Raw genomic sequence first — 12,991 nt, 5'->3', positions numbered from 1 at the left:
CGACTTCATCCGGCGTCGGCCGATGCCATATCCAGGATCCAGGGACACGCATAGTAGTCGCTGATATGGTCGATCACGCCGCCATCGGCTTGGATCCGCACCAGATACGCCAGCCGCCAGACCACGCCGTGCAGCCTGTCGACGACCAGCACGTTTTCCCCTTCGAACGCGCCTGGCCGTATGCGCCAGGGCAGCTCGCTGCGCTCAAATTCGGCGAAGTAGGGCGAGCGGGAGAGCAAGCCATTGTAGCAGTCCGAAACGCGCAGCCGGGCATCGGCGCTTGTCAGCGCCCGCACCCCGTCCCAGTCTCGTTTGTTGAACAATTCGACATAGCGGTCGAGCAGCCGCGCCAGTTCGGCATCGTGTAGCGGTGCCGCGATCGGCTGCGCCGGCAAGACGGCGAGCTTGGCGCGGCCGCGGTTGAGCGCCGACTTGACCCCACCTGATGTCGAGCCGACCAGATCGGCGATCTCCTCAAGCGAATGGTCGAAGACATCCTTGAGCAGCACGCAGGCGCGCTCCTTCGGCGGCAAATGCACGAGCAGCCGCTCGATGGCACGGTCGGCGCCGGGACCGGCGGGCTCGACAGGCAGCACGATCTCGTCGCCCGCATAGCCGGCCTCGGCTCGCTGCCGGGCGCGGCGGCTCCTGATGAAGTCGATGCAGCGGTTGTGGGCGATGCGGAACAGCCAAGGCCGCAGCGCCTGCGCATCGTCGAGCCGCTCGATCTTGCGATAGGCCTGGAACAGCGCCTCCTGCATGATGTCCTCCCCATCGAGGGCCGAACCGGTCATGCGCGCGCAGTACCGGTGCAGCTTCACCCGAAGATGCGAAACCGTCTCCAGGAACTCTTTGTAGCGCTGGTCGAACAGGCCTTCCGGATCAAGCCGCGGCTGTATCCCCTGTGCCGGTGCAACGGATTTACGGATCTGCTGGTTCATCGCGGCATATCGGTCAGCACACCACACCATTGCGCAAGTGCTGCACGTCCACAAGCACGAAGCTCGATACGACCAGCCGGCGCATGCTCACGCCGCTCTGTCGCCGGCAGCCTTGTCGCTGATAGCTGGCAAGCCCAGTCTCGGCCGCACCCAGGTGGCGAGGCGGCCGATCGCATCGTCGGCTTCCGGCGCCTTGCCGGCCATCATCTGGAAGGAATGCAGCATGCCTTGAAAGACGTCGAGCCGCGTCTCGAGGCCGGCCAGCCTGGCGCGCTCGGCGAACATGCGGCTTTCGTCGACCAGCGTCTCATCCGCGCCGGCTTGCAGGAAGACAGGCGGAAAACCGCTGAGGTCGGCATAGAGCGCACTGACCAGCGGATCGAGCCGGTCGCCATCGTCGATGAAGTTCGTCACCAGCCAGTCGACGGCAGCCTTGGCGAAAGCCGGGTCCTTGTCGCGGTTGGTCTCGTAACTGGCACCGGTCAGCGCCATGTCGAACCAGCCAGAGATGATCAGCGTCGCGGCAGGCAACGGCCGGCCTTCCGCACGAAGGCGCTGCAGCACGCCATAGGTCAGCACCGCGCCGCAGGAATCGCCGGCAAGTGCGATGTGCCTGGTGTCGAAGCCTTGCCCGGTGCGGTCGGTGAGCCAGTTCCAGGCGGTCATCGCCGCATTGAGCTGGGCCGGATGCTTCGCCTGATGCGCCAGCGGATAGCCGTACAGCAACGCCCGGCAGCCGACGGCCTTGGCCAGATGCCCGACCAGCTTGCGGTGCGTGTAGATCGAGCCGCCGATGAAGCCGCCGCCATGCGCGTAGAACAGCACCCGCTGCTCGTCGGCGCCCTTCGGCACGATCCACATCGCCGGCACGCCACCGGCATCGACCTCGATATAGTCGACGCCGCCGGGTTCGCCGGTCAGCGCCGTCCAATGCGTGTCGTTGTAGTCGATGATCGCTTGCGGGCTCGTCAGTTTGCCGGCATTGGCAGCCAGCGCCGCGTAGTGGTTCCTGTTTGCCTCGCTCTGTATGCTCGCCATTATGGTCTCCCGGGGTTGCGGATCGCGGGCCGCGCGACCTTCGAAGCCTTAGGACGAACGGGCGGTCGGAAAGGATACGTGGCCGCGGATGTTTTTTTGCGCGAGCGCGGCTAGCGCTCGCCGCCAAACATTGCGGCATGACGCCGGGCGAATTCGACGAACGGCGTTGCCCGCACGCCGAACATCTCGTGCGTCGCCAGATGCACCCGCGATTTCGGCCGCCGCAGCCGCTCGGCCAGTTGCTCGTCCAGCGCATCCGCGAAGTCGGTTGGAATGCCGCCGGCCAGCAGATTGCGGCGCCGCACTTCAGGGCTGACATTGACATAGCGAACCGACTTGCCGGTCGCTTGCGATATCCGCGCCGCGACATCGCACATCGTCAGCGCCTCGGGCCCGGTCATGTCGAGGCTCTCGCCTGCGTGGCCGCCATCGCGCAGCAGCCGGAAGGCCACCTTGGCGATGTCCTCGACATCGACCGGCGACAGTTCGGTGTCGCCGAGTGCGAGACGGAAAACGCCCTCGGCGGCAATGGTTGGCGCGTCGCGCAGATAGACCTGCATGAACTGGCTGGGGCGCAGATGCGTCCACGCCATGCCTGCCCCTTCCAGATAGCGCTCTATCTCCTCATGCATACGCGTGAAGCGGAATTTCGTCGCGTCATAGCCGATGTTGGATTCCGCGCCGGAAAACTTCACCACATGGGCAACACCGGCCTGCTTGCAGGCGTCGATGAAGCGGCACTGCGTTTCCGTCATGTCCTCTGCGGCTGTCGAAATCATCAGCACGCGGTCGATGCCGTCGAGTGCAGCGCCCAGCGTTTCAGGCCGGCGCATATCGCCCTCGATCAGTTGTATCCCGGCAAGCTCGTCGAGCCCCGCCGCCGAGGCCCGGGCCGGGTCCCGCACCAGCGCCCTCACCTCATGCTTCTGCCGTGCGAACTCGCGCACGATCGCCTTGCCGTTCAGGCCCGTGGCGCCTGTCACCAGGATCATGGTCTTGTCTCTCCGTTCAGGATTGATGCGCCCGCCCTCTGGCGACCGCACGTTGAAGACGAAGAGACGCGGGCAAAGGATTCCGCACAAACATCTTTTTATCGGCGAGATGCCTTCGTGATGCCTCGGATCACGCCACTGGCGCGTAGCGGTTGACCACCATCCCGCAGGCATAGGCTTTCGAGCCGAGCAGCCGCAGGGTCTCGAAACCGCCCTGGTCGAAGATCCGCCGTCCCGCGCCCAGCACCGCCGGGTTGACGAACAACTGGAACTCGTCGACCAGCCCTGCCGCGATGAGTGAGGAGGCGAAACCGGCGCCGCCGAAGACGGCCATGTCGCCGCCCTCGCCTGCCTTCAGCGCCTTGACCTCGCGCGGCAGGTCGCCGCTCGCCACCGTTGTGCGCTCCCACCGCGAGGCTTTGAGCCTGTCGCTCAGCACCACCTTTCGGGCTTCGACGATGCGCTGCGCAAAGGCGTAGAACGGATCGCTCGGAAACTTCTTCGCCGCATTGCCCCAATGGGTCAGGTACCCTCCTCGGCCATCTTGCGGCTGAGCAGGATGGTGTCGACGCCGGCGAAAGCGGCGTTGAAATCCCGCTTCAGCTCGTCGTCCCAGGCGCGGTCGTCGCCCCATTCCCAGAGCTGCCAGTGATGATCCTCGTTGGCGCCGACAAAGCCGTCGACAGACATCTGCATCTGCAGGATCAGTTTTCTCATGGTCATTCTCCGGTTTGTCCGACACTGACGAATGATTTACTTCTGGAACCATTTGACGCACCGCGGAGAATGATGTCAATAGTAAATTGATTTAAAAATGGAGCCATAAACATGTCGACCAAGGGAAAGTCCGGCTGTCCGATCAACCTGTCGCTCGAACTGCTCGGCGACCGCTGGACGCTGCTCATCATCCGCGACCTGATCTTCGCCGGGAAAAGGCATTTTCGGGAATTCCTGCAGTCCGACGAAGGCATCTCCTCGCGCACGCTGGCCGAGCGGCTGCAGACGCTCCAGGAAGAAGGCATCCTCACCCGCAGCGACGACCCGACCCACGGCCTGAAAACGGTCTACAGGCTGACAGAGGCCGGCATCGACCTGCTGCCGGTGCTGGCGACGCTCGGCGCCTGGGGCAGCAAGCACCGCAAGGCCGACGACAAGCTCGCCCGGAACGCCGATGATCTGGCGGCCGGAGGCAAGGCCGCTCTGGACCAGATGACGGTGGCGTTGCGGGCCGAGCATCTGGCGAGCACTTGATCGCCGAAGCTGTGGAGACGCCCGGAGGCCCACGCCAAGGCAGGGCCTTGCTCAGCCGCGCGGCGACAAATGGATAATCATCGGCCCTCATACTCATCGTGAAGACGGACCCAGTCGCCCAAAGTATGTGACGGCCCATTTTCATTGCGACCGACGGGAGTGAGGTCGAGATAGCTATATGTCCCGATCAGGTTCTCACCGCCACGGCCCCGCACCTGGAAAGTGCAATAGATCTTCCCATCCTCATCTTTGTAGAAAATGGTCGAGCCACCGCGATCTCTGCCTGTAATCGCGACCTCCTCAAAATTGAATAGCACCTTGCCCGAGTTGATCTGGTCCTCGGTGAACGATACCTGGAAGTCGAAATTGAAATCGCTTCCGAATGACGACACCCAATCAAACTGCCAATTCATCCGCGCCTTGAAGTCCTGTAGCTCGGCGAGAGGAGCACGCGAGCAGACGGCCAGGGAGACGTCGTGATGCATCAGATGCTGGTTGGCGGCGTCGATGTGGTCGCAAAGGAATGAACAGCCGGTGCACCGATAGTCTGCATTGGGCGGAAACATGAAGTGATAAATGATCAACTGGCTGCGGTTCTTGAAGAGATCGGCCAACGATTTCCTTCCCTGGGTCGTGTCGAACTTGTAGGGCTTGTCGATCCGAAGCCATGGCAGTGCCCGTCGGTCCGCCGCGAGTTGTTGACGCTGGCGCGTAAACGCCTTTTCTTTCCCGAGATGCGCTTTGTGCGCTTCAAACCAATCCGTGTAAGGCGCGATGATGTGGTCGGTCATGTCGTCCTCCTTCCGCCTCTGGCGTATGCTGACGGTCTCGTTGCCTGTCTTTAAGACGTTGTTGAAAACCGCGATCCGACGTCACCTGTGCAATTTGTGCTGAAGAACGCGGCTGATGGCACCGGACGTCGACATTCAGCTTGACAGTCGTGCGCGCTTTGTTCTCTATATGTTCCAATCTATCAGCAACTGCGGATGTGCGGTCGGGATGGAAACGACAGCCACCATCCTGCATGCCGATCTCGACGCCTTCTATGCTTCGGTCGAGCAGTTGCTCGATCCGTCGCTGCGCGGCAAGCCGATCGCGGTCGGCGGCGGCGTGGTGCTCGCAGCCTCCTATGAAGCCCGCGCCTTCGGCGTGCGCGGCGGCATGCCGGGACGCAAGGCGCGCGAGCTCTGCCCGCATCTGATCTTCGTCGGCGGCAATTTCAGCGACTACCAGCGCCTGGGCGACGCCGCGATCAAGGTGCTCGACGACTTCACGCCCGTGGTCGAGCGCATCTCCATCGACGAGGCCTTTGCCGATGTCGCCGGCTGCACACACCTGTTCGGGTCCCCGCTAGAGATCGCCACGACCATCCGCCGCCGCGTCCGGGCCGAGCTCGGCCTACCGATCTCGATCGGCGTGGCGCGCACCAAGCATCTGGCCAAGATCGCCTCGCAGGTCGCCAAGCCCGACGGGCTGGTGGTGGTCGAACCCGGCACCGAGATCGCCTTCCTGCACGACCTGCCGGTCGGGCTGATGTGGGGCGTCGGCCCGGCGACGAAGGCGCGGCTGGCCGAAATCGGCATCGAGACCATCGGCCAGCTAGCCAGGACGCACAGCGGCACGCTGACGCGGCTGCTCGGTCCCGCCGCCGGCGACAAGCTGTCGGCGCTGTCATGGAACCGCGACCCGCGCAAACTGGAGACGAAGCGCCGGGCGCACTCGGCCGGCGCGCAATCGGCGCTCGGCCAGAAGCCAGCCGTTGCGAGGGTCATCGTGCCCACTTTGCTGCATCTGGCCGACCGCGTCGCCAGCCGGCTGCGCGCCAAGGCAAGGCCAGGCCGCACGGTGACAGTGCGCGTGCGCTTTGCCGATCTCAGCGCTGTCACGCGCTCGATCACGCTTGACCAGCCGATTGCGGCGACCACGATGCTGGCCGAGATCGCCGGCGACCTGGTGCGCGGCTTGCTCGACGACCACCCGCACGAGAAGACGATCTCGCTGCTGGCGATCTCGGTCTCGCATCTCGAGGAAAGTGCCGAGTTGCAACTCGAACTGCCGCTCGGCCTCGCCGATGAGAAGCGCCGTCCGGGCACCCGAAAAGGCCTGGCACGCTTCGGTGCCGACCGCGCCATCGACAAGATCCGCGAGCGCTTTGGCAAGCAGGCGGTCGGCTACGGCACGGTGGCGCTGGAGGCCGCACGCTCCGTACCCGACGAATTCAGGGAATTGGCGCAGAAGGAGCTCTGAGGGCAGCCGAAGCCAATCGTGCCCTGCATATGACCGCGCAAGTTGTAACTGGTAGCAGCAAAAGAGTGACTTGATTTCAGGCCCTGGCTATTCGAGTAAGGTGTAGCGGCCACAAGCCATGGAATGCGATGTTCACAGCCTTCATCGTTTGCGCGTCAGTCACAGCTCTCAGCGCGGTCGTCAGTCTCGGTTTCTCCTTGGCTGCCGCCATGAACGAAACCGGCAACGCCCGGACAATAGCTTTCTACGGTTGTGCACGCAGCGTGGCCTTGGTGGTCGCAAGCGCCGTGCCGTTTTTTACGGGTTCGACGGAATGGCTTGAAGCCATCGCCTGGATAATGATCCTTGTGCAGGCCGGGGATGCTATCATAGGCGCCACGATCGATGATCGGATGAAAACCTTCGGCCCGGCCGGCATGTCGCTCGCCAACCTTCTGGCTCTCCTATGGCTCATCCAGTCTGTTCAATGAGACGACGACAGACAGCCTAGGCGCACGTGTGTTCCTCTGCCGTTCAACGCCATCCTTGTGGCTGCCTGCTTCAGCCCCTGATCGCCTTGCCGGCCTGCTGGAACAGCTCGAACGCCGCGAAACGTTTGGCGTGCCAGCCGGCCAGCGAAGCGTTGGGATGATAGACCTCGCCGAGTTCCGACATGCCCGCCATGGCCGTCACCAGGTCCTTGTAGGAGCCGGCGGCGACCGCGCCCAACATCGCCGAGCCGAGCAGCACCGGCTCCGCCGAGGTCGACGCCACCACCACCATGCCTGTCGTGTCGGCCAGCAGCTGGCGCACCAGCGGGCTTTGGCCGGCGCCGCCGCTGACGACGATGGTGTCGACAGGGATGCCCTTCTCATGCTCGGCTTGCACGATCTGGCGCGCGCCGTAGCCCAGCCCGCAGACGCCGGCGACATACAGCCCGACCAGGCTTTCGTGGCTGGTGTCGAGATCGAGCCCGGCAATCAGTGCGCGCGCATCTGGGTCGGCGAAAGGTGCGCGGTTGCCAAGGAATTCCGGCACGACATGGATATCGCCGGCCAGCGCCGGCGTCGCTGCGGCGCCCCCACGGCCTTGCGCCTGCAGCGACAGCCAGGCGCTGAGGCTGATCCCTTCGGCCTGCGCCCAGGCCGCGGCTTCGCCGGCCGCCGGGTGCATGCGCACAAGATGGTCGATGGCGGCACCTGCCGCCGATTGACCACCCTCGTTCAGCCACAGCCCCGGCACCATGGCCGAGAAATACGGACCCCAGACGCCGTCAACGAAGGCCGGTTCGGCGGTCGACGACAGGGTGCAGGCCGAGGTGCCGAAGACATAGGCCATGCGCGACAGGACACTGCCGAAATCGCCGCGCGCCCCGACCGTGCCGACACCGCCGGCATGCGCATCGATCAGCCCGGCCGCCACCGCGGTGCCGGGGGCGAGGCCAAGGTCGGCCGCCGCTTGCCCGATCAGTCCGCCGCCCAGCGATGCTCCCGCCGGCACGATCTCGGTGCCGATGCGCGCAAACGCCTCGTCGGCCAGCGCGCCCAGGCCGATGTTGCGGAAATATGTCTCATCCCAGCGGCTCTCATGCGCCAGATAAGTCCATTTGCAGGTCACCGTGCAGACCGAGCGGGCAAGGCTGCCAGTCGCCCGCCAGGTCAGGAAATCGGCGAGGTCCAGGAACTGCCAGGCGGCGTTGAAGGTGGCGGGCATGTTTTCCGCAAGCCACAGGAGTTTCGGTGTCTCCATCTCAGGCGAGATGACGCCGCCGACATAGCTCAGCACCGTCGCGCCGCTGCGGTTGATGCGGCGCGTCTGCTCGATCGCGCGGTGATCCATCCAGACGATGATGTTGCGTTCGGGATTGTTGGACGGGCCCACCGGCAACGGCACGCCGCCCTCACCCAGCACCACCAGCGAACATGTGGCGTCGAAACCGATGCCGTCAATCGCCTCGGGCGCTATGCCGGCATCGGCGACAGCGGCGCGGGTGGCAATGCACACCGCCCGCCAGATGTCGTTGCTCGACTGCTCGACGATGTCGCCGGCCTCGCGCCAGACCTCGATGTCGTGCTTGGCCGAGGCAAGCAGGTTTCCCGCCTGGTCGAACACCCCTGCCCGCGCGCTGCCGGTGCCGACGTCGATGCCGAGATAATGGGGCATGGGGAAACCTTCGGTTAGGGGAGTAGGGGAGTAAGGCAGGCAGTAGGGGAATAGGCAGCAGGCGAATAGCGACTAGATTTGAGCCCGGACTTTGGACCGCAGGACAGCATACTGGCCTAGTGCCCTACTCCCGTACTCCCCTCACAAATCATTGCTCTGCGGCAGGATCACCAGATCTCGGATCGTCACGTTGCGCGGCCGGGTCAGCATGAACATCACTGCCTCGGCGACCTCGCGCGGCTGCATCAGACCGCCGGCGGCGAGCTCTTCCTCGAGCTTGGCCTTCGGCCAGTCGTCGACCAGCGCGGTCACCACCGGGCCCGGCGCCACGGCACCGACGCGCAGGCCGTGCTTGGCCACCTGCCGGCGCACCGTGTGGACGAAGGCCTGCACGGCATGCTTGGACGCGGTATAGATCGGCTCCCAGACCACCGGAACCAGCCCGGCGATCGAACTGGTGACGATGATATCGCCGGTCTTGCGCTCGACCATGTGCGGCAGCACCGCGTGGATCGAGCGGAACACGGCGTTGATGTTGAGGTTCAGCATGCGGTCCCAGGCATCGGGATCGCCGGTCAGCACCTCGCCGCCGACATAGGCGCCCGCATTGGCATGGAAGATGTCGAGCTGCCCGGCCTTTTCCAGGATCTGCGGCATCATGGTGGCGACGCTTGATGGCTGCATCAGCTCGATCACCAGCGGGATCGCATTGGGGCCGAGGTCGGCGCACAGGCTGTTCAGCGTCGCCTCGGCGCGGTCGACCAGCACGACGCTGGCGCCCGCCGCCAGCATGTATCTTGCGCATTCGAGGCCGATCCCCGACGCCGCCCCGGTGACGGCCGCAACTTTTCCGGACAGTTGAGTCATATCTCTCTTCCTGTTGATGGGTTCAGGCCCGGCCATGGGAAACACGCGAACGGCGGGCCAGCGAGTCGACGATGACTGCTATGGCAAGCACGGCGCCTGTGATCATGTACCGAAGCGACGAGGACAGATCGAGCAGCGTCAAGCCGCTGGCGATCGACTGGATGACGATGATGCCGAGCAGTGCCGAATAGGCGCTGCCGCGGCCGCCGAACAGGCTGGTGCCGCCGATGACGGCCGCCGCGATGGCGTTGAGATTGACGTCGCCGGTGCCGGCCTGCTGGCTGGCCGACGCAAGCCGGGCCGCCGACAGCACGCCGCCGAAAGCGGCCAGCATCGAGCACAGCACGAAGGCGCTGGAATAGATCAGCCGCACATTGATGCCGGCGCGCCGCGCCGCCTCGCGGTTGCCGCCGACCGCCGACATCGAGCGGCCCCATTTCGTCCGCGTCAGCGCGTAATGCATGGCGATGACCAGGCCGACGAACAGGCCGAACATCCACGGAATTCCGCGCGCCTGGTTGAGGTAGAAGACGATGAGTTCGAGCACGATCGTGATCGCCACCGCCCGCGTGACGATGCCGCCGGTCGAGGGTGCCGACAGGTTGGCGGCGCGCCGGCGCGCAACGGTGCGCAGGCCGGTGATCAGCATGACGATGCCAGGCACCGCCGCCAGCCCGAACGACACGAATTTCGGCATCACCAGAAGCTGGCCGAAATTAACCAGGTTCGAGCCGTAAGGCAGGTTGATCGAGCCGGTGGAGCCAAGGATGTAGAGCTGCAGGCCGAGCACCGCGAGCAGTCCTGCGAGCGTCGAGACGAAGCTCGGCATGCCGAGCCGGTTGAACAGCAGCGCGTAAAGCGCGCCGATGAAGCCGCCGACGGCGACTGCGGCGAGGATGGCGAGCGCCACCGGCCAGCCCTGGTTGACCCACAGCGTGCCGACCAGCGCCGAGGCAAAGCCGCTGATCGAGCCGACCGACAGGTCGATCTCGCCGACCATCAAAACGCAGACGATGCCGAGCGCAATGACCCCGACGGTGGAAGAATCGAACAGCAGATTGACCAGGTTGCTGCTCGACAGGAAGATCGGATTGATGCTGGCGAACACCGTCCAGATGATGACCAGCCCGACGATGACCGGCAGCGAGCCGAGATCGCCCGAGCGCACGCGGTCGACGAAGGCGCGGATACTGCCGCTCAAACCGGCCTCATGCTTGACGCGCACGTCGGCGCGGTCGAGCTGCGGCGGAGCCGCCTGTTCGACTTGACGGCTCATGGGCGTGGCTCCTGGATTTGATCCTGTCGCGCTTGCCGGCGCTCGGCGCGTCGCGACACCGAATTGTTCGACGCGCCGGTGATGGCGCTGACCAGCTCCTGGTTCGAGGCGTCTGGGGTGAAGATGCCGTTGTTGCGGCCAAGCCGCAGCACGACGATGCGGTCGGCGACAGCGCGCACGTCTTCCATGTTGTGGCTGATGATGACGACGCCGAGGCCGCGGTCGCGCACCCGCTCGATCAGGTTGAGCACTTCGGCCGTCTGTGCGACGCCAAGCGCCGCCGTCGGCTCGTCGAGCAGGATAAGCTTGGGTTCGAGCAACAGCGAGCGGGCGATCGCCACCGTCTGGCGCTGGCCGCCCGACAGCGACGCGACCACTTCGCGCACACTGGGGATGCGCGCCGAAAGCTCGTTGAGCAGCGTCCAGGCGCGCACCTCCATCGCCACCTCGTCCAGGCGCAGCGGGTTGAGCTCGCGGCCGAGGAAGATGTTGGCGACGATGTCGAGGTTCTCGCACAGCGCCAGGTCCTGGAACACGGTGGCGATGCCGAGCGTGAGCGCCGCACTCGGGTCGGCCATCGTCACCTGCTTGCCGCGATAGCTGATGGTGCCCGAGCTTGGCTGATGCACGCCGGCGAGGATCTTGACCAGCGTCGACTTGCCGGCGCCGTTGTCGCCGACCAGCGCCACCACCTCGCCGGCATGGACATCGAGATCGATGTCGGTGAGCGCCGAGACGGCGCCGAAATTCTTCGAAATGCCGCGCAGGCTGAGCACCAGCTCGCCTGTCGGAACCGGTTCGTCCGGGGTATCGATCATGCCTGGAATACCTTTCAAGAAAGGACCGGTTCAAAAAGCGGGTAGGCGCTGCCTGGCCGCCGCCGGAGCTTGTTCCACCCCGATGCATTCGGGGTGGGGCTCCAGCCTATTGTTCGGCCAGGCAGCGGAACGGGGCAAGGGTCGCGGTCAGTTCCCGATGCCCAGCTTCTTGCAACCCTCCGCGTAGCGATCGACGCAGAGTTCGGCCGCGGTGTTGATCTTCTTGTCGATGATCTCGGCCTTCAGGTTTTCCTGCGTCACCACCGCCGGCGTGAACAGCTGCGACGGCGTATCGTACAGCGTCATCTCGGCCTTCGGCGTCTCGCCCGAAAGCAGCTTGATGGCGACGTTGGCAGCAGCCGCCGCCACGATCTCGCTCGGCTTGGAGATGGTGTTGTACTGGTCGCCGGCGATGATCAGCTGCAAGGCGGCGATCGTCGCGTCGTTGCCGGTCACCGGCGGCACCGGATCGACGCCGGCTGCCTTGAAGGCCGCGATGGCGCCACCACCGGTGCCGTCATTGGCGGCCACGACGCCGAGGATCTTGGGCCCGAAGCGGGTGATCTGGCCGCCGGCCCATTGCTGCGCCTTCGGCGGCGCCCATTCCGGCGTGTCGTATTCGGCCAGGATCTGGTAGCCGCTGTTGTCGAGGCCTTCATGGATGCCCTTCTTGATCAGCCCAGCCGCCGCGTCGGTCGGCGAGCCGTTGATCTGCAAAACGCCACCGGTGGCCGGATCGACCTTGAGCGCCTTCAGATGCGCGACCAGCGAGTCGGCGATGGCCTTGCCGATGCCTTCATTGTTGAACGAGACATAGAAGTCGGCCGGTGCGGTCGGGATAGGCCGGTCATAGGCGATGACCTTGATGCCCTGGCTCTGCGCCAGCTTGACCAGGGAGGCGGCGGCGGTCGAGTCCACGGGATCGAGCACGATCGCCTTGGCGCCCTGCGAGATCACCGAGTTGAACTGCTGCTGCTGGCGCGAGGCGTCGGCATCGGCGTTCTGGTAGAGCACCTTGCAGCCCGGGCACAGCTTCTTCATCTCGGCGGCAAAGCCGGGATAGTCATGCTGTTCGTAGCGGGTCGAGGCCTGGTCGGGCATCAGGAAGGCGACGGTGGCGTCGGTGACCTCGGCGGCCCTTGCGATCGCGGCGGTGCCGGCCAACAGCGACAGCGCAATTGCTGCCATGCCGGCGGACTTCAATGAAGATGAAAATCGGGTCATTCGGTCTTCTCCGTTTCTGGATATGGTTGTAAGAAGGTCGTTGACTGCTTTTTTGTGAAGACACGCCTCCGCCCTCGCCCCAGCTGCAATTGGGAACCAGGGCCCGGCATCGGCCTCTTGGCCGTGCCGACATCCTCCGCTGACGAAGGATTTCAAGGACAAGCGCTCTCCATCGCGGACCGCGTTATGCGGGCC

14 protein-coding genes are annotated in these 12,991 nt (G+C 64.9%); 3 read left to right on the top strand and 11 right to left on the bottom strand.

What is annotated here, in order from left to right; genetic code table 11:
• Positions 1 to 5: 5 nt before the first annotated feature.
• From AC1D0I_RS14865 to AC1D0I_RS14845, 5 genes are all read right to left on the bottom strand, one after another.
• Positions 6 to 941 (bottom strand): sigma-70 family RNA polymerase sigma factor, encoded by a 936-nt coding sequence (locus AC1D0I_RS14865; protein ID WP_477395981.1) that lies wholly within the window; start codon positions 939 to 941, stop codon positions 6 to 8.
• A gap of 87 nt (positions 942 to 1,028) precedes the next feature.
• Complete coding sequence (locus AC1D0I_RS14860) at positions 1,029 to 1,979, bottom strand: alpha/beta hydrolase (RefSeq protein ID WP_477395979.1); 951 nt, start codon at positions 1,977 to 1,979, stop codon at positions 1,029 to 1,031.
• 110 nt (positions 1,980 to 2,089) lie between these two features.
• Positions 2,090 to 2,971, bottom strand: coding sequence for an SDR family oxidoreductase (locus AC1D0I_RS14855; protein ID WP_477395977.1), 882 nt, complete (start codon positions 2,969 to 2,971; stop codon positions 2,090 to 2,092).
• A gap of 130 nt (positions 2,972 to 3,101) precedes the next feature.
• Entirely contained in the window at positions 3,102 to 3,365 is a 264-nt protein-coding gene (locus AC1D0I_RS14850) for a dihydrofolate reductase family protein (RefSeq protein ID WP_477395975.1), read from the bottom strand.
• A gap of 128 nt (positions 3,366 to 3,493) precedes the next feature.
• Entirely contained in the window at positions 3,494 to 3,688 is a 195-nt protein-coding gene (locus AC1D0I_RS14845; protein ID WP_477395973.1) for a dihydrofolate reductase family protein, read from the bottom strand.
• Between the two features lie 111 nt (positions 3,689 to 3,799).
• Here AC1D0I_RS14845 and AC1D0I_RS14840 point away from each other — a divergent pair, with 111 nt between their 5' ends.
• Complete coding sequence (locus tag AC1D0I_RS14840) at positions 3,800 to 4,222, top strand: winged helix-turn-helix transcriptional regulator (RefSeq protein ID WP_477395971.1); 423 nt, start codon at positions 3,800 to 3,802, stop codon at positions 4,220 to 4,222.
• Between the two features lie 77 nt (positions 4,223 to 4,299).
• Here the strand turns inward: AC1D0I_RS14840 and AC1D0I_RS14835 are convergent, their stop codons facing one another.
• On the bottom strand, positions 4,300 to 5,013 hold the full coding sequence (locus AC1D0I_RS14835) for a DUF899 domain-containing protein (protein WP_477395969.1): 714 nt from the start codon (positions 5,011 to 5,013) through the stop codon (positions 4,300 to 4,302).
• Positions 5,014 to 5,221: 208 nt separating this feature from the next.
• Between AC1D0I_RS14835 and dinB the strand changes: the two genes are divergently transcribed.
• Positions 5,222 to 6,469, top strand: a complete 1,248-nt coding sequence (dinB, locus tag AC1D0I_RS14830; RefSeq protein ID WP_477395967.1) for a DNA polymerase IV — start codon at positions 5,222 to 5,224, stop codon at positions 6,467 to 6,469.
• Between the two features lie 128 nt (positions 6,470 to 6,597).
• Positions 6,598 to 6,939 (top strand): hypothetical protein, encoded by a 342-nt coding sequence (locus AC1D0I_RS14825; protein WP_477226818.1) that lies wholly within the window; start codon positions 6,598 to 6,600, stop codon positions 6,937 to 6,939.
• Between the two features lie 70 nt (positions 6,940 to 7,009).
• Here AC1D0I_RS14825 and AC1D0I_RS14820 read toward each other — a convergent pair whose 3' ends face one another.
• The 5 genes from AC1D0I_RS14820 to AC1D0I_RS14800 all read right to left on the bottom strand — a co-directional run bounded on the left by AC1D0I_RS14820 (position 7,010) and on the right by AC1D0I_RS14800 (position 12,796).
• Entirely contained in the window at positions 7,010 to 8,611 is a 1,602-nt protein-coding gene (locus AC1D0I_RS14820; protein WP_477395965.1) for an FGGY-family carbohydrate kinase, read from the bottom strand.
• Between the two features lie 141 nt (positions 8,612 to 8,752).
• On the bottom strand, positions 8,753 to 9,478 hold the full coding sequence (locus AC1D0I_RS14815; protein ID WP_477395963.1) for an SDR family oxidoreductase: 726 nt from the start codon (positions 9,476 to 9,478) through the stop codon (positions 8,753 to 8,755).
• A 22-nt stretch (positions 9,479 to 9,500) separates the two neighbouring features.
• Entirely contained in the window at positions 9,501 to 10,754 is a 1,254-nt protein-coding gene (locus AC1D0I_RS14810) for a sugar ABC transporter permease (RefSeq protein WP_457151763.1), read from the bottom strand.
• Positions 10,751 to 11,572 carry an ATP-binding cassette domain-containing protein gene (locus AC1D0I_RS14805; protein WP_477395961.1) on the bottom strand — a complete coding sequence of 274 codons (822 nt, stop codon included), beginning with the start codon at positions 11,570 to 11,572 and terminating at the stop codon, positions 10,751 to 10,753. The genes AC1D0I_RS14810 and AC1D0I_RS14805 overlap by 4 nt, the downstream gene beginning before the upstream one ends.
• Positions 11,573 to 11,719: 147 nt before the next feature.
• A complete protein-coding gene (locus tag AC1D0I_RS14800) occupies positions 11,720 to 12,796 on the bottom strand; it encodes an ABC transporter substrate-binding protein (protein ID WP_457151765.1) in 1,077 nt (358 codons plus the stop codon).
• Between the last annotated feature and the right edge of the window lie 195 nt (positions 12,797 to 12,991).

This window comes from Mesorhizobium sp. P2_D1 (genome assembly GCF_056404455.1).
Note: the sequence above shows the minus strand (reverse complement) of the source record. Positions and strands in the feature narration are given on the sequence as shown.

Coding starts and splice junctions, on each gene's coding strand:
- AC1D0I_RS14865 (WP_477395981.1), bottom strand. CDS start 941: ATGAACCAGCAGATCCGTAAATCCGTTGCACCGGCACAGGGGATACAG.
- AC1D0I_RS14860 (WP_477395979.1), bottom strand. CDS start 1,979: ATGGCGAGCATACAGAGCGAGGCAAACAGGAACCACTACGCGGCGCTG.
- AC1D0I_RS14855 (WP_477395977.1), bottom strand. CDS start 2,971: ATGATCCTGGTGACAGGCGCCACGGGCCTGAACGGCAAGGCGATCGTG.
- AC1D0I_RS14845 (WP_477395973.1), bottom strand. CDS start 3,688: ATGAGAAAACTGATCCTGCAGATGCAGATGTCTGTCGACGGCTTTGTC.
- AC1D0I_RS14840 (WP_477395971.1), top strand. CDS start 3,800: ATGTCGACCAAGGGAAAGTCCGGCTGTCCGATCAACCTGTCGCTCGAA.
- AC1D0I_RS14835 (WP_477395969.1), bottom strand. CDS start 5,013: ATGACCGACCACATCATCGCGCCTTACACGGATTGGTTTGAAGCGCAC.
- dinB (WP_477395967.1), top strand. CDS start 5,222: ATGGAAACGACAGCCACCATCCTGCATGCCGATCTCGACGCCTTCTAT.
- AC1D0I_RS14825 (WP_477226818.1), top strand. CDS start 6,598: ATGTTCACAGCCTTCATCGTTTGCGCGTCAGTCACAGCTCTCAGCGCG.
- AC1D0I_RS14820 (WP_477395965.1), bottom strand. CDS start 8,611: ATGCCCCATTATCTCGGCATCGACGTCGGCACCGGCAGCGCGCGGGCA.
- AC1D0I_RS14815 (WP_477395963.1), bottom strand. CDS start 9,478: ATGACTCAACTGTCCGGAAAAGTTGCGGCCGTCACCGGGGCGGCGTCG.
- AC1D0I_RS14810 (WP_457151763.1), bottom strand. CDS start 10,754: ATGAGCCGTCAAGTCGAACAGGCGGCTCCGCCGCAGCTCGACCGCGCC.
- AC1D0I_RS14805 (WP_477395961.1), bottom strand. CDS start 11,572: ATGATCGATACCCCGGACGAACCGGTTCCGACAGGCGAGCTGGTGCTC.
- AC1D0I_RS14800 (WP_457151765.1), bottom strand. CDS start 12,796: ATGACCCGATTTTCATCTTCATTGAAGTCCGCCGGCATGGCAGCAATT.